16 protein-coding genes are annotated in these 13,624 nt (G+C 71.3%); 12 read left to right on the top strand and 4 right to left on the bottom strand.

Going from position 1 to position 13,624, the window contains the following annotated elements:
* Positions 1-127: 127 nt before the first annotated feature.
* The 4 genes from ACFU8Q_RS31160 to ACFU8Q_RS31145 all read left to right on the top strand — a co-directional run bounded on the left by ACFU8Q_RS31160 (position 128) and on the right by ACFU8Q_RS31145 (position 3,742).
* Positions 128-1,153, top strand: a complete 1,026-nt coding sequence (locus ACFU8Q_RS31160) for a family 2 encapsulin nanocompartment cargo protein polyprenyl transferase (protein ID WP_384460247.1) — start codon at positions 128-130, stop codon at positions 1,151-1,153.
* Positions 1,154-1,341: 188 nt separating this feature from the next.
* Positions 1,342-2,010, top strand: a complete 669-nt coding sequence (locus tag ACFU8Q_RS31155; protein WP_384460240.1) for a DUF6304 family protein — start codon at positions 1,342-1,344, stop codon at positions 2,008-2,010.
* Positions 2,011-2,396: 386 nt separating this feature from the next.
* Positions 2,397-3,380 carry a DUF1648 domain-containing protein gene (locus ACFU8Q_RS31150; protein WP_384460236.1) on the top strand — a complete coding sequence of 328 codons (984 nt, stop codon included), beginning with the start codon at positions 2,397-2,399 and terminating at the stop codon, positions 3,378-3,380.
* Between the two features lie 2 nt (positions 3,381-3,382).
* Entirely contained in the window at positions 3,383-3,742 is a 360-nt protein-coding gene (locus tag ACFU8Q_RS31145; RefSeq protein ID WP_383755749.1) for a GntR family transcriptional regulator, read from the top strand.
* 118 nt (positions 3,743-3,860) lie between these two features.
* Here ACFU8Q_RS31145 and snpA read toward each other — a convergent pair whose 3' ends face one another.
* On the bottom strand, positions 3,861-4,538 hold the full coding sequence (snpA, locus tag ACFU8Q_RS31140; protein WP_384460232.1) for a snapalysin: 678 nt from the start codon (positions 4,536-4,538) through the stop codon (positions 3,861-3,863).
* Positions 4,539-4,782: 244 nt separating this feature from the next.
* Here snpA and ACFU8Q_RS31135 point away from each other — a divergent pair, with 244 nt between their 5' ends.
* The 5 genes from ACFU8Q_RS31135 to ACFU8Q_RS31115 all read left to right on the top strand — a co-directional run bounded on the left by ACFU8Q_RS31135 (position 4,783) and on the right by ACFU8Q_RS31115 (position 9,060).
* The gene (locus ACFU8Q_RS31135; RefSeq protein WP_384460229.1) at positions 4,783-5,736 is read left to right on the top strand and encodes a LysR family transcriptional regulator; all 954 of its coding nucleotides are present in this window, start codon (positions 4,783-4,785) and stop codon (positions 5,734-5,736) included.
* A gap of 147 nt (positions 5,737-5,883) precedes the next feature.
* Complete coding sequence (locus tag ACFU8Q_RS31130; RefSeq protein WP_384460244.1) at positions 5,884-6,903, top strand: NAD-dependent epimerase/dehydratase family protein; 1,020 nt, start codon at positions 5,884-5,886, stop codon at positions 6,901-6,903.
* Positions 6,904-7,071: 168 nt separating this feature from the next.
* The gene (locus ACFU8Q_RS31125) at positions 7,072-7,431 is read left to right on the top strand and encodes a DUF952 domain-containing protein (protein ID WP_384460226.1); all 360 of its coding nucleotides are present in this window, start codon (positions 7,072-7,074) and stop codon (positions 7,429-7,431) included.
* On the top strand, positions 7,428-8,354 hold the full coding sequence (locus ACFU8Q_RS31120) for an NAD(P)H-binding protein (RefSeq protein ID WP_384460223.1): 927 nt from the start codon (positions 7,428-7,430) through the stop codon (positions 8,352-8,354). Before ACFU8Q_RS31125 ends, ACFU8Q_RS31120 begins: the two co-directional genes overlap by 4 nt.
* 82 nt (positions 8,355-8,436) lie before the next feature.
* Complete coding sequence (locus tag ACFU8Q_RS31115; protein WP_384460220.1) at positions 8,437-9,060, top strand: nucleotidyltransferase domain-containing protein; 624 nt, start codon at positions 8,437-8,439, stop codon at positions 9,058-9,060.
* A gap of 171 nt (positions 9,061-9,231) precedes the next feature.
* On the opposite strand, the gene ACFU8Q_RS31110 is transcribed toward ACFU8Q_RS31115, so the two are convergent.
* The gene (locus ACFU8Q_RS31110) at positions 9,232-9,711 is read right to left on the bottom strand and encodes a VOC family protein (RefSeq protein WP_384460217.1); all 480 of its coding nucleotides are present in this window, start codon (positions 9,709-9,711) and stop codon (positions 9,232-9,234) included.
* An 816-nt stretch (positions 9,712-10,527) separates the two neighbouring features.
* On the opposite strand from ACFU8Q_RS31110, the gene ACFU8Q_RS31105 reads away from it, so the two are divergent.
* The gene (locus ACFU8Q_RS31105) at positions 10,528-11,034 is read left to right on the top strand and encodes a hypothetical protein (RefSeq protein WP_384460214.1); all 507 of its coding nucleotides are present in this window, start codon (positions 10,528-10,530) and stop codon (positions 11,032-11,034) included.
* Positions 11,035-11,160: 126 nt separating this feature from the next.
* Here ACFU8Q_RS31105 and sodN read toward each other — a convergent pair whose 3' ends face one another.
* On the bottom strand, positions 11,161-11,556 hold the full coding sequence (sodN, locus tag ACFU8Q_RS31100) for a superoxide dismutase, Ni (RefSeq protein ID WP_093899557.1): 396 nt from the start codon (positions 11,554-11,556) through the stop codon (positions 11,161-11,163).
* Between the two features lie 123 nt (positions 11,557-11,679).
* Here sodN and sodX point away from each other — a divergent pair, with 123 nt between their 5' ends.
* The gene (gene sodX, locus ACFU8Q_RS31095) at positions 11,680-12,195 is read left to right on the top strand and encodes a nickel-type superoxide dismutase maturation protease (protein WP_384460211.1); all 516 of its coding nucleotides are present in this window, start codon (positions 11,680-11,682) and stop codon (positions 12,193-12,195) included.
* Here sodX and ACFU8Q_RS31090 read toward each other — a convergent pair.
* Positions 12,099-12,728 (bottom strand): CGNR zinc finger domain-containing protein, encoded by a 630-nt coding sequence (locus tag ACFU8Q_RS31090; protein ID WP_384460206.1) that lies wholly within the window; start codon positions 12,726-12,728, stop codon positions 12,099-12,101. The two genes, sodX and ACFU8Q_RS31090, sit on opposite strands and share 97 nt — an antisense overlap.
* Positions 12,729-12,775: 47 nt before the next feature.
* On the opposite strand from ACFU8Q_RS31090, the gene ACFU8Q_RS31085 reads away from it, so the two are divergent.
* Positions 12,776-13,579 carry a class I SAM-dependent methyltransferase gene (locus ACFU8Q_RS31085; protein WP_384460203.1) on the top strand — a complete coding sequence of 268 codons (804 nt, stop codon included), beginning with the start codon at positions 12,776-12,778 and terminating at the stop codon, positions 13,577-13,579.
* Positions 13,580-13,624 lie beyond the last annotated feature (45 nt).

Below are 13,624 nucleotides of genomic sequence, written 5' to 3'. Positions count from 1 at the left end.
CCCGTCAACCTCCGCCACCGGGCAGCCGTGCCCGGGGCGGCATCGGGAGGACGCCCCAGTGAAGACCCACCACGCACTCCATTCACCGACACCCAGGGCCCCGGGTGACGACGACCCGGCCGCCCTCGTGACCAGGGGCCATGAGGCCCCGGCCCTCCTGGAACAGACCCGGACCCTCGTCGATCCCGAACTGCGCGCCGCCGTCGACTCCTTGCCCGGATCGATCCGCCGCGTCGCGATGTACCACTTCGGCTGGCAGCAGGCCGACGGCACCCCGTCGTCGGGACAGGCGGGCAAGGCGATCAGGCCCGCCCTCGTCCTCGCCGCCGCCCGCGCGCTGGGCGGCGACCCGCGACAGGCGGTACGGGCGGCCGTCGCCGTGGAGCTGGTCCACAATTTCACCCTGCTGCACGACGACGTCATCGACGAGGACCGGACCCGTCGGCACCGGCCCACGGCCTGGGCGGTCTTCGGCATCCCGGACGCGGTCATCGCCGGCGACGCCATGCTTGCCCTCGCCCAGCGACTGCTGGCCGAGGACACCGGCCCGGCCGCGGCCCGCGCTTCGGCACGGCTCTCGACCTGTGTCATCGAACTCTGCGCGGGCCAACAGGCGGACTGCGCCTTCGAGGACCGCGATCCGGACGAGGTCTCGCTCGACGAATGCCTGACCATGGCCACCGCCAAGACGGGCGCCCTGCTCGGCTGCGCCTGCGCACTGGGAGCGCTGTACGCCGGCGCGGGGGAGCGGACGGTCGGCTCGATGGACGGATTCGGCCGGGAGGCGGGCCTCGCCTTCCAGCTCATCGACGATCTGATCGGCATCTGGGGGGATCCGGCACAGACCGGGAAGCCGGTGGGGGCGGATCTCGTCGCCCACAAGAAGTCCCTGCCCGTGGTCGCGGCGCTGACCTCCGGCACTCCGGCGGCGGCCGAACTCGCCGCGCTCTACCGGGGAGCCATGAACGGCCCTGGTGAGGTGAGCCGCGCCGCCGATGCCGTCGACCGGGCCGGCGGCCGGGACTGGGCACAGGTCTGCGCGGCGGACCGGATGGCACGCGCGGTCCACCACCTGTCCAGGGCGGTCCCCGACCTGGCCCCGGCGGGCGACCTCCTGACCCTGGCGGAGTTCGTCACCCGCCGGACGCACTGAGCGCGGAAAGGAGGAAGCGGCACACCCGGTGGCATCGGAGGGGGTCACTCGGAAGCGAGCGCAGAGCCGATGACGACGAAGGGGGCGGAGAAGGGAGACCGGGGCAAGGTGCCGAGGTCACAAGGCTCGTGAGGCGAAAAGGAGGGCGGCAGAGCGACTGTCATGGGCACGGGCTACAGTCCGTGCCCATGACAGATGAGTCATGGGCAGGGTGGTACCGGGACCGACAGGGTTCCGACGCCGTCATCCTCACCACCGATGGACAGCAACTCCGCCTCCGGATCAGGGGCATCGACTTCGAGGGCGCAAGCTTCGACGGTCTCGCCCCGGTGGCCGGCACACCGCCGGCCGACGGCCTGTTCGCCCTGGTGGACGGCGCGTTGGGCGACTGCGTCCTGGAGTGGGACCTGCCGCTCCCGGTCCTCTGGGACGGAGCCGTTCATCAGGCCACGCTCAGCTGCCTGTTGTCGCTGCGCCGTCCCGATCCGTATCTGTACCTGGAGCTGCAGTTCGGCGGGGCCGCGTACGGATCCCACCGGGCCGAGAGCGACTTCGCCTCCGCGCTCGCCACGATCCAGCGCGTCCTGCCACCGGGGGTGCGTCTCCAGACCTGCATCGCCTGCGCCTTCTCCGACTACTTCCCGGCCCCCGGCCGTGGCCTTTCCGGCGGCCTCGCGTGCTTCCGGGGCGCCAAGGACGCCTACCGCGGGGCGGCGGGTGAGGGCGATGTCCTGGACCTGTGGGACCGGCGGACCGGATTCGTTCAGGAGGTCTGGAGCTGCCGCGAGTACGAACCGCGTCCGGACCAAGGTGCCGGTACGGGGCATCGGGGCGCGTTCCCGCTGGAACTGGCCTGACCTTCCCGGCCCGGCCGGAGCGTTGTGCAGCCGGCCGTGCAGGCTCAATTGGCCATGCAGGCCTAAGGGCTGTCCCGTAGTCCCTGGCGGGCGCACGACGACAGCTACGGCACCTCGCCGCGTTGTCGGAACGCCCGAATACAGCCAGTATGCGAGCGCCCCTCCGCCTTGCGATGCACCGCATCTGACGCCGCGCGCTGATCCACCAGGGATTACGGGGCAGCCCCTACTAGCCGGTCGGCCCGACAGGCGCAGCAGGCCCGCATAGGCATGCGCGCCGATGCCTGGCCGGCCGGCCGACTGACCGGCCGGCCAGGCACCAGCACGCAGACAAGGCTTTGCCGTAACTCCATTGTTCTACTAGCATGCAAACAATGGAGGTTTTCATGATGCGTAAGAACCTGGGCAGAGCCACCCTCGCCGCCCTGCCGTTCCTGCTCGCGCTCGTTGCCGATCTGGTGCTGCTCGCCGTCTTCCGGGACCGGCTCCCCGAACAACTGGCCAGCCACTTCCAGGCCGATGGCCGGGCGAACGGGCACATGGGTCAGGTGTGGTACGCCGTGGCCAACGTCCTGCTGTTCTCTGTGACCGGTGTGCTGTGGGCCCTCACGGTGGTGCGGGGGAAGTTCTTCGGGCGGGCCTACCGCTGGTTGATCGCCGGTGGGTATGCCTTCGCCGGATTCCTCGGCTGGATGATGGCCGCCGTGCTGCTCGCCAACGTGGATGCCGGTGACGTCGTGAAGGGGGAGACGCAAGGTGCGTCGCTCCCGATGTGGCAGCTCGCCGTCGCCCTGGGCGTCGCCGTGCTCGCCGCAGGGCTGGGGCTGGTCCTGGCCGCGCTCGGTCCCGTACCGGAGCAGCCGGCCGCGATCGGGCAGGCCGGTGACGGAGCGCGGATCTCGCTCGCCGACGGGGAGGTCGCCGGATGGGCGCGCAGCGCCGGGGGCTGGTGGCGGCCGCTGATCGCCCTCGTGCTCGTGGCCGTCGGGGTGGTGCTGCTGTTCGGCTCGGGCTGGGTGGCCGCGTCGCCTCCGCTGATCCTCGGTGTGCTGCTGGCCGTGTTCGCCCGGCCGTACGTCGTGGTGGACCGGCGCGGCATCACCATCTCGGGGATGCTCCCCTGGCCGCGCCTCAGGGTGCCGCTCGACCGGATCGAGGCCGCGACCAGCCGCGACATCAACCCCCTTGCGGAGTACGGCGGCTGGGGCTACCGGATCCGCCCGGGACGGAGCGGTCTCATGATCCGCTCCGGTGAGGGAATCGTGGCCACACTGGCCGGCGGCCGGGTGTTCGCGGTGACCGTCGACGACTCGGCGACCGGGGCCGCGCTCCTCAACACCCTGATCGACCGGCGACAGGCGGAGCGCTGACCATGCTCTTCCGGGTCGATCCCACCTCCACCGTGCCGCTCGGTGATCAGATCGCGGCGTCCGTGCGCCGCGCTGTCGCCGAGGGGGCGGTGGTGCCGGGCGAGCGTCTGCCCGCAGCCCGCATGCTTGCCGAGTCCCTCGGGGTCAACGTCCATACGGTGCTGCGCGGTTACCAGCAGCTGCGCGAGGAGGGGCTGATCGAGCTGCGCCGGGGGCGCGGCGCGGTCGTCACCGGCGGCGCGTCCCCGCACCGGGCCCGGCTGCAGGAGCGCGTACGCGAGGTGGTCGCGGACGCGCGCGAGCTGGGGCTGACGGAGGACGAACTGCTGGCCCTCGTCCGTGCCGCACTGGGCAGCTCGTAGGCCGGCGCGGGCCGTCCCGGACCCGGTGCGGCGGGCGCCGAGCCGCCCGTCAAAGGCGCAAGGGGCCACCCCGTCCTACGAGGTGGCCCCCCGGTGCTGCTGAGCGGTGGGAGTGCGGTCAGGAGGCGTTGCCTGCCAGTGCTGCCGCGAAACCGTTCTGCCACAGGTAGTTCACCTGGCTGCGCTCACTCGCGTTGGGGTACGGGTTGGTGCACGACGGGCCGGGGCCGCCCCCCGACATCAGCTCGCTGCACGGACCGGAGTAGTGGTCCGGAAGGCCGAGCACATGACCGGTCTCGTGCGCGGTGACGCGGGTCGAGTCGTACTGCCGGTTCTGTGCGTAGTCGAGGAAGATGTATCCGTTGCCGTGCCCGTCGGTGCTGGCGTACGAACCGCTCGGGTCGTTGCCCTCGTAGTAGGCGAAGTCGGCGTTCGAGCCTTCCTGCAGCCGGACGTTGGAGACCGAGCTGTTCCAGATCTGCGCACTGTTGGCTATCTGGGTGCGGAAGCTCGGCGCGTTGGCGGTGCTGTAGACGATGGTGACCGACCGGGTGCCCGGGTTCGCCGCCCGCTTCTCGGCGACGGACTTGGCGACAGCCTCGAAGAACGCCTTGTTGGCGGCGGCGCTCTCGTGCGACCCGGAGTGGGACGTGTAGCCCGCGTGCGCCTGCGAGGTGGCGGCGGGTGGTGCGGCGGGTGCGGGAGAGGAGGCGATGGCGGGTGCGGTGCCCAGTGCTGCCGCGAGTCCGAAGCCGAGGCCGACCACGGCCGACATGACGGTCCTGGGGTGTCTCATGGGGGGTCTCCTACCGATTGCCTGTCCGATGAACCCGTCCGGTCAGCGGACTCGGACGGGGTGCGGTACGGAGAGAGTGTCGGGGAGCGAAAGGCGTCGCGGATGATGTCAACCGGCGATAGCACCGCCCTATCGCCCTCCCGCACGGCGTTCGACGCCTCCGTCAACTCCCGGTGAATTCACGTTCTTTGATGGGGTTGTGACGTCTGGTGCGACGGCTGCCCGCCGCCCTACGCTCGACGGTATGGAGCTTGAGGTGAGGCACCTCAGGGCGCTCTGCGCCATCGCCGACACCGGCAGCCTGCACCGAGCCGCCCGCAGGCTGGGCGTGAGTCAGCCCTCCCTGACCACCCAGCTGCGGCGGATCGAGAACGCCCTGGGTGCCGAGTTGTTCTGCCGCGAACGGACCGGCTGCCGCCCGACGTTGCTCGGCCGCGCCGTACTCGGCCGGGCGCGCCCACTGGTCGACGGAATGGCCGCCCTGATCAGCGACGCGAAGGAGGAGGCCGAAGCTGTCCGCGCCTCCGGCCCCCGGCTGCGCATCGGCTCCACCGCCAGCCGGGTCATCGGCGGCTGGCTGCGCAGGCTGCGACTCAGGCTGCCCGATACGGACATCTCGCTACGGGTCGACGTATCGGCCCGCGCACTGCTGCGGACGGTCGAGACGGGCGGCCTCGACGTCGCCTTCGTGCACGAGGTCGAGGGCTGTCCGCTGGCCGTACCGGAGGGACTGTCGCAGCGCGTACTCCTGGACCGTGAACCGCAGTTCATCTCGATGGCCAGGGACCATCCGGCCGCCGAGCGGCCCGTGGTCGACCTCGGCGATCTGGCCGCCGACCGGTGGATGATCGACCCCACGGTGGACGGCGAATGGGACGGGCTGCGCCGGGTGTTCGGCGAGGCCGGGCTCGCGCCGACCGTTCTGCACGGCGACTACCTCACCGCCGCCTCCCTCGTCGTGCTCGGCGAGGCGGTCGCCCCGTGCCAGCCCACCTCGGGGCCGCGCGACGACATGGCGATCCGGCCGCTGCGCGACGACCCCCTCGCCGTCCGGCTGCTGCTGGTGTCCCGGCCGGGTGCCGACATGGCGACGGTGTACGGGGAACTGGAGGCGGCCTACCGGGAGGCGGCCCAGCGGGCGGCCGGGTACCACCAGTGGCTGCTGCGCAACCGCAGCCCGCTCGCCCGCACGCCGTGAGGGGCCGGCATCCGGCTGTCCGGCGAACGAGTCGGGGCCGCCGTCCTCTCGCGCCGAGAGCGAGGGCCGCCGCTCTCTTACGCCGAGAGCGAGGACCGGTACCGGCCCGGTCGTCCCTCGGGCAGAGTCGGCCCCATGAGGCTTCTGATGCTGGGTGGTACGGAATTCGTCGGTCGCGCCGTCACCGAGGCGGCGCTCGCCCGTGGCTGGGAGGTCACGGTGTTCCACCGCGGCCACCACGCGCCCCCGCCGGGCGTTACGGAACTCCTCGGCGACCGCACCACCGGCGAAGGCCTTGCCGTACTGGCCGAAGCGGCAGCCGCAGCCGCCGGCCGCCGCGCGGATGCGTACGCCTGGGACCTGGTCGTCGACACCTGGAGCGGCGCCCCCACAGCCGTCCGGGACGCGGCCCGTCTGCTGGTCGGCCGGGCCGGGCGGTACACGTACGTCTCCAGCCGCTCCGTGTACGACTACCCGGCCCCGGCCGGCCTGCCCGAGGACGGCCCGCTGGTGGCCGGTGCCTCGCCCGACGCGGGCGGGGACGTCCCGTACCCCCTCGCCAAACGCGGTGGCGAACTGGCCGCACTCGACGCCTTCGGCGACCGGGCGCTCCTCGCCCGCGCGGGACTGATCCTGGGCCCCTGGGAGAACGTCGGCAGGCTGCCCTGGTGGCTCTCGCGAATCGCCCGCGGAGGGGCCGTACCGGCCCCGGGCACACCGGATCTGAAACTCCAGTACATCGACGCCCGTGACGTGGCGAACTGGCTCCTGGACGCCGCGCGCGGCGGGCTGTACGGGCCGTACAACCTGGTCAGTCGTCCGGGGCACGCCACGATGGGGCAGCTGCTCGATGCCTGCGTACGCGTCACAGGTTCCGACGCCGTGCTCCGCTGGATCCCCACCGAGGTGATCCTCGCGGCGGGTGTGGAGCCCTGGAGCGATCTGCCGGTCTGGCTGCCGCCGGGTGAGCTGTACGACACCATGCACCAGGGTGACGTCAGCAAGGCGTACGCGGCCGGGCTGCGCTGCCGACCGGTGGAGGAGACGGTCGCGGACACCTGGACATGGCTGGCGGAACTGGGCGGCGAAGCGCCGCATCGGCCCGACCGCCCCCCGGTCGGCCTGGACCCACGGGTGGAGGCCCGCCTGCTCGCGGAAACGGCCTGACGCGCCGGCCCGCGCGCACGCTGTACCCCGACACGACCCCCGGGTGTCCCGGCGTATCGGGCTGAACCCGGCGTGGCGCAGCATCGGATTGTCGGCGTTCTGCGCGCCGCCGGATCGGCGGCCACGCTGGTGGCCCGTAGGACGCGTCGGCGCGGCTAGCGTTGGCCCATGGCCGAACTGTTGCTGCACCTCACCGAAGGCCCCTTGTGGGAGGCGGCCCGCGGGATCGGGACGTACGAGATGTCCACCCGCGGCCGCACCCTGCACGAAGAGGGCTTCATCCACTGCTCGCTGCCGCACCAGCTCGACGGCGTGGCCGAGATGCTGTACGGCGCCGGGAGCCGGGCCGGGGCACCTGACCAGGATCTGGTGGTCCTCGTCATCGATCCCGCCCGGCTCCCGGTCCCCGTTCGGTACGAGCCCGTCGCGCCCGGCGGCGAGGAGTTCCCGCACATCTACGGACCCGTCCCGGTGGACGCGGTCGTGGAGGTGCGTCCCTGGCCGAGTGAGGAAGGCGACCCCGCATGAATCCGGCACCCCCCACGGGCCCGACGGACCCGGCCGCCCCGATCGTCGCCGTCACCGGCGCCGGCGGTGCGGTCGGCGGCCGCGTGGCACAGCGCCTCGTGCGCGCCGGAGTACCCGTGAGACTCCTGGGCCGCGACCCGTCCCGGCTGCCGGAGCTGCCCGGCGCCGTCGCCGCACCGCCCGCCCCCTACGGCGACGGGGAGGCCATGCGCAGTGCCCTCGCCGGTGCGCACACCCTGTTCCTCGTCTCGGCGCACGAGAGCCCCGACCGGGTACGCCAGCACACGACGGCCGTGGACGCGGCGGTCGCCGCGGGTGTCGAGCGGATCGTCTACCTCGCCTTCCTCGGAGCGGCGCCGGAGGCCACGTTCACCTTCGCCCGGGACCACTGGCACACCGAGGCGCACATCCGGGTCGCCGAGGTCCGCTACACCTTCCTGCGCGACAGCCTGTACCTCGCCGGGATCCCGGCGATGACCGGCGTCGACGGGGTGCTGCGCGGTCCGGGCGGCGACGGCCGGGTGGCGGCGGTGGCGCACGAGGACATCGCGGACGCCGCGACCGCCGTGCTGCTGGCCGACACCGAGACCGACAGCATGCGCCACGACGGGGCCACGTACGACCTCACGGGCCCCGAGGCGTTCACCCTCGCCGAAGCGGCCGAGGAGCTCAGCAGGGCCACCGGCCGGACCGTCACCTACGTACCGGAGACCCGCGAGGAGGCCTACGCCTCACGGGCGCACTACGGTGCGGAGGACTGGGAGGTGGCCGGCTGGGTGACGTCGTACGAGGCCATCGCCACCGGCGAGATGTCCACGGTCTCGGACGCCGTACCGAACCTCACCGGGCATCCGGCGACGAGCCTGGCCACATATCTGAGGGAGCATCCGGACAGCTACCGTCATCTGCTCAGGACGGACTGACCTCCTGCTCAAGACGGACTGACCTCCCGCCGGCCGATCCCGGAGGAGGAGGGACGAGGCGAGAAAGGGAGCCGGCAAACCGATGCGCACGGAAACCCCCTGGGGCCCCTGGGACCCACCCCCGCTCGAAGAGGCCGCCCGCCTCTTCGAGCCGCTGCGCGCCCCCTGGTGGATCGCCGGCGGATACGCGGTCGAACTCGCCGTGGGCCACACCTTCCGGGACCACGGCGACATCGACGTACTCCTGCTGCGCCGCGACCAGCTCACGGCCCAGCAGATCCTGGCGGACTGGGAATGGTGGGCCGCCGATCCGCCCGGCACCCTGCGCCGCTGGCTCCCCGGCGAGGTCCTGCCGCCGTACGTCCACGACGTCTGGTGCCGTCCCGGCCCCGCCGAACCCTGGCGCATCCAGCTCATGTTCGACGACGCGGAGGGCACCGACTGGCTGTTCCGCCGCGACCCCCGCATCCGCCTCCCGCTCGACCGGCTCGGCCGGGTCTCGAGGGACGGCGTCCCGTACCTCACCCCGGAGGTGCAACTCCTGTACAAGGCCAAGTCCCCGCGTCCCAAGGACGAGCAGGACTTCGCGACGGCGCTGCCGGTCCTCACCGCGGACCAGCGTGCCTGGCTGACCGAGACGATCACCCTGGCCCAGGGCGCCGGCCATCCGTGGGCGGCGCGTCTGCGCGCCCACCCGGTCGGCTGACCACCCACCGCAGCACCGCACCTTGCTCCGCCGGGGTGTTCCTCGGCCCGCGCCGCGCGAGGGCGGCGCACGGCGGTATGAACGGGCTCACCCGCAGACGACGCGGACGGCCGGACGGATGACGTGGACGCGCGCCGGACGGATCGGCCTCCGTCCGGCGTCTCTCCGGTGTCAGCCCTCGTCGTGCACTTTCCGCAGCGCGGCGATGTCCAGCTTCTTCATGGTCATCATCGCCGCGGTGGTCCGGGCTGCCTTCTGGGCGTCCGGGTCGCCGATCAGATCGATCAGCGCCTCCGGGACGACCTGCCAGGAGACGCCGTACCTGTCCTTCAGCCAGCCGCAGGGCCCCTCTTCGCCCCCGTCGATGAGACGGTTCCAGTAGTAGTCCACCTCGTCCTGGTCCGAGCAGTGGATCTGGAACGAGATGGATTCGTTGAACGTGAACTGCGGCCCGCCGTTCAGCCCGACGAACTTCTGGCCGTTGATCTCGAACTCGACCGCCATCGCCGACCCGGCAGGCCCGGGACCCGCTTCGGTGTAGCGGCCGATCCTGCCGAGCCGGGAGTTCTTGAAGACCGAGAGGTAGTACTCCGCCGCCTCCTCGGCCTGGCCGTCGAACCACAGACATGTGGTGAAGCCCTCGGTGGTCATCGCTGTCTCCTGTCGTGAGCGCATGCCGGTCGTGTGCGCATGTCCACCCATACCGACTGATCCCGTCCCGGAAACTCATCGATCACATTTTGCGGGGTATCGGCGGCGCCCTGCCGAACGGACATCCGGGCCCGCCGAGCACCAACAGGGTCATGGCGGTGCCGGAGATGCGGTCGGACCGTGCGGGCTTGTGCCGGGTGAACACGCGGCCCATGCCGGGCGTCGACCCTACGCCGACCGCTACGGAACCGCGCAGTCCGCCTGGCTCCGCAGCCGACCACGGGTCCCAACTCCCGGACTGCCTCCCGCCCCGGTCCGGTCCCGACCTGTCACGGGAACGCGGAGGGGGCCGACGCGCGGTACGGCCGGCCCCGGCGGCCGACGCGCGGTACGGCCGGGCTGTCGAACGCGATCTGGCCCGGGTGCGGTTGCGCCCCTGGACGCTGATCGAGGTGTTCTTCAGGAGCCACTCGGTGTGCCCGGCGGAGTCGACAGCGATGAGCGCGGTGAACATCTCGGCCACGGCGGGCTTGGCCGGTTCGGACTACGTCGACGCCATCGAGGGCCTCATGCGCATGCTCCTCGATGACCCGGTCGACGAGAAGCTCATCCCCTCCAACCCTCTGCCCGCAGGATCCCAGCGCAAGCGCGGCCGGCACGTCCCCGTCGAGACCGGAGACGAGTACGTATGGCCAACGCCCCGACACGCGCGGCTCCTTGCCGAGAACGCCCGCACCCTCCGGTTTCCAGTGACATGCCGATCCGAAGCGGGCCGCGGACATCGCCGACGCGAACGGTCTCACGGTCGGGGACCGGTTGCGCGCCGGCCAGAAGCTGAAGCCGGCCAAGGGCTTCACGCCGATCCCGCCGAAGTGCGGCACGTACCGCACGCCGATCCTGCCGCCGTTCCTCGCCGCGAACAGCCACGAGTGCCCTGTGTTCCCGCCGCAGCGCGGGCGACCGCTCCGGGGCGACGATCAGTTCTACGGCCGGTTCTATCCGATCGTCGAAGGGCAGGACGGGGAGCCCTCCAGGAAGGGGCGCCCCGCTCAGCCCGCGCTGCCGGCCGTGGAAGGCATTGCCGAGACGGTGCCGCACGGCCTGCGCCACGGGCACAAGGTAGGGCTGGACGAGCGGGGACACTCGCGGGGTGCGGTCGAGGAGCGGATGGACCACAAGCTGCGGGGCGTTGAGGGGACGTACTCGCATACGTCACCGGAGATGGAGCTTGGCATCGCTCGGGGCCTGCAGGAGGTGTGGGAGAAGTCGTTGATCAACGGGGTGGACGAGGCGGCGAGGTGGCGGGAGAGGCGCTCTTCCTGACCCCGTCTCCCAATCGTCTCCCAAAGGATCTCGGAAGCAAGGAGAGGCCCGATCGCTCGAAGCGGTCGGGCCTCTCTCGTTGCCGCTCTGACCTGGCGTCCAGTCGGAAACCGAACAGCGGGCCGATCAAGCCTTCTTGGTCTCCCAGAAGATCTTGTCGATCTGAGCGATGTAGTCCAGCGCCTTCTGGCCCGTCGCCGGGTCCGTGGAGGCCTTCGCGGCCGACAGCGCCTTCAGGGCGTCGTTGACCAGCTGGTGCAGCTCCGGGTACTTCTCGAAGTGCGGCGGCTTGAAGTAGTCGCTCCACAGCACCGAGACGTGGTGCTTGGCGAGCTCGGCGCGCTGCTCCTTGATGACCACCGCGCGGGCCCGGAAGTGCGGGTCCTCGTTGGCCTGGTACTTCTCCTGGACGGCCTTGACGGACTCCGCCTCGATGCGGGCCTGGGCCGGGTCGTACACGCCGCAGGGCAGGTCGCAGTGGGCGCTGACCTTCACCTTGGGGGCAAACAGGCGGGAAAGCATTGAGCTGTCCTTCCTCGTGATCGTCTTCTCAGGTGGGACATTACTCCGTGAGTGACGGGTTTTAGCGGCTGCCCCCATGGGCTTAGGCCAAAAGTCCAGGGTGAGGATGAGTCCGGTGGCCGAATGTACGGAACGCTGTACGGGACGGTGTACTGGACGGACCGGGGAGGTGCCGGAGAGATGCGGGAGGTGCCGGAGGTGCCTGAGCTGACGCAGGAGCAGCGGGGGCGAGGGCTGGCCGGGCGCGTGCGGTTCCAGGTGGTGGAGGTGACCGGGCCGTCGATGGTGCCCACGCTCCATCACGGGGACTGGCTGCTCGTGCAGTACGGGGCGACGGTGCGCCCCGGGGACGTGGTGATTCTGCGCCATCCGTTCCAGCAGGATCTGCTGGTCGTCAAGCGGGCCGCCGAACGCCGCCGGGGCGGCTGGTGGGTGCTGGCCGACAACATCTTCGCCGGCGGCGACAGCACGGATTACGGGACGGTGCCGGAGGAGCTCGTACTGGCCAGGGTCCGGGCGCGCTACCGGCCGCTGAAGAAGGATCAGCGGTCGGTGTGGGGTGTGGTGACCTGGGTGGTCTCCGCGCTGCGGCCGGTGTCCGCGGCGCGTTCCGTCTCCAGGCGCTTGCGGGCCCGGTAGGCGGCCACGTTGGCGCGGGTCGCGCAGCGGTCCGAGCAGTAGCGGCGGGAGCGATTGGTCGAGGTGTCGAGGTAGGCGTTACGGCATGGCGCCGCCTCGCACAGGCCGAGCCGGTCCACCCCGTACGAGGTGAGGTGGAAGGCGAGGCCCATCGCCGCGATGGCGGCGTATCCGGCCGTCGCGTTCGACGGGTGGTCGGCCAGGTGCATGTGCCAGTCCGGCTTGCCGTCCTCGTCGCGGAAGTCGTGCCCGGAGATCTGCGGGCTGACCGGGAACTCCAGCAGCAGTGAGTTGAGCAGGTCGACGGCGAGCGTCTCGTCACCGCCGTCGGCCGCCTCGAAGACCGCGCGCAGCCGTGCCCGTACGGACCGGAAGCGGGTCACGTCCGCGTCGGTCGCCCGCCGGGCCGCCTGTTGGTTGAGGCCGAACAGCTCACGTACCGCCTCGACGGAGGTGAGGCAGTCCTTGTTACGGGTCGGCTCCTCGGTGTTGACCAGACGCACGGCGTAGTCCGAGTAATAGGCCAGTTCCACTTGTAGTCCTTACCGCGTCGGTCTAAAGTGATGCAGCAAACGATGTAATGGGCTTTTCCTGTTCCAGGGTATTACATGGGAGGTTCCTCGTGACGGAGACATCGACAGGCACCGATTGGGCGGCCTGGCAGGAGAGCTGGGACCGTCAGCAGGAGTGGTACATGCCCGACCGTGAGGAACGGTTCCGGGTGATGCTGGACATGGTCGAGGCCGTGGTGGGGCCCAGGCCGAGAGTGCTCGATCTCGCATGCGGTACGGGAAGTATTACGGACCGGATCCTCAAGCGGTTCCCCGAGGCCACCAGCACGGGCGTCGACCTCGACCCGGCGCTGCTCGCCATCGCTCGCGGCCACTTCGACGGCGACGAGCGCGTCACCTTCGTCACCGCCGACCTCAAGGACCCCGACTGGGCAGGGCAGTTGCCGTACGAGTCGTACGACGCGGTCCTCACCGCCACCGCCCTGCACTGGCTGCACACCGAACCGCTCACCGCGCTCTACCGGCGGATCGGCGGACTCGTCAGGGACGGCGGCGTGTTCATGAACGCCGACCACATGATCGACACCGAGACGCCCCGTATCAACGCGGCCGAGCGCGCCCACCGGCACGCGGCCATGGACCGTGCCAAGGCCGCGGGCGCTCTCGACTGGGCGGACTGGTGGGCCCTCGCCGCGAAGGACCCGGTCCTCGCCGGGCCGACCGCCGAGCGGTACACGATCTACGGCGAGCACGCGGACGGCGACATGCCGTCCGTGCGGTGGCACGTCGAGACCCTGCGCGAGGCCGGGTTCGGTGAGGCGCGCGCCGTCTGGGCGTCCCCGTCGGACAGCCTGGTGCTCGCCGTGAAGTAGCGGCGCCGCGCATGGGGAGGGGCGGTACGGGCCGGTTGCCCGTAC

It is taken from the genome of Streptomyces sp. NPDC057543 (assembly GCF_042801895.1).
Taxonomy (GTDB): domain Bacteria; phylum Actinomycetota; class Actinomycetes; order Streptomycetales; family Streptomycetaceae; genus Streptomyces.
Note: the sequence above shows the minus strand (reverse complement) of the source record. Positions and strands in the feature narration are given on the sequence as shown.

Excerpts from the sequence above, each read along its gene's own strand:
- snpA (WP_384460232.1), bottom strand. The coding sequence starts at position 4,538 with ATGAGACACCCCAGGACCGTCATGTCGGCCGTGGTCGGCCTCGGCTTC.
- ACFU8Q_RS31150 (WP_384460236.1), top strand. The coding sequence starts at position 2,397 with ATGATGCGTAAGAACCTGGGCAGAGCCACCCTCGCCGCCCTGCCGTTC.
- ACFU8Q_RS31130 (WP_384460244.1), top strand. The coding sequence starts at position 5,884 with ATGCTGGGTGGTACGGAATTCGTCGGTCGCGCCGTCACCGAGGCGGCG.
- ACFU8Q_RS31145 (WP_383755749.1), top strand. The coding sequence starts at position 3,383 with ATGCTCTTCCGGGTCGATCCCACCTCCACCGTGCCGCTCGGTGATCAG.
- ACFU8Q_RS31110 (WP_384460217.1), bottom strand. The coding sequence starts at position 9,711 with ATGACCACCGAGGGCTTCACCACATGTCTGTGGTTCGACGGCCAGGCC.
- ACFU8Q_RS31085 (WP_384460203.1), top strand. The coding sequence starts at position 12,776 with ATGGGCTTTTCCTGTTCCAGGGTATTACATGGGAGGTTCCTCGTGACG.
- sodX (WP_384460211.1), top strand. The coding sequence starts at position 11,680 with ATGTACGGAACGCTGTACGGGACGGTGTACTGGACGGACCGGGGAGGT.
- sodN (WP_093899557.1), bottom strand. The coding sequence starts at position 11,556 with ATGCTTTCCCGCCTGTTTGCCCCCAAGGTGAAGGTCAGCGCCCACTGC.
- ACFU8Q_RS31125 (WP_384460226.1), top strand. The coding sequence starts at position 7,072 with ATGGCCGAACTGTTGCTGCACCTCACCGAAGGCCCCTTGTGGGAGGCG.
- ACFU8Q_RS31155 (WP_384460240.1), top strand. The coding sequence starts at position 1,342 with ATGACAGATGAGTCATGGGCAGGGTGGTACCGGGACCGACAGGGTTCC.
- ACFU8Q_RS31135 (WP_384460229.1), top strand. The coding sequence starts at position 4,783 with ATGGAGCTTGAGGTGAGGCACCTCAGGGCGCTCTGCGCCATCGCCGAC.
- ACFU8Q_RS31120 (WP_384460223.1), top strand. The coding sequence starts at position 7,428 with ATGAATCCGGCACCCCCCACGGGCCCGACGGACCCGGCCGCCCCGATC.
- ACFU8Q_RS31115 (WP_384460220.1), top strand. The coding sequence starts at position 8,437 with ATGCGCACGGAAACCCCCTGGGGCCCCTGGGACCCACCCCCGCTCGAA.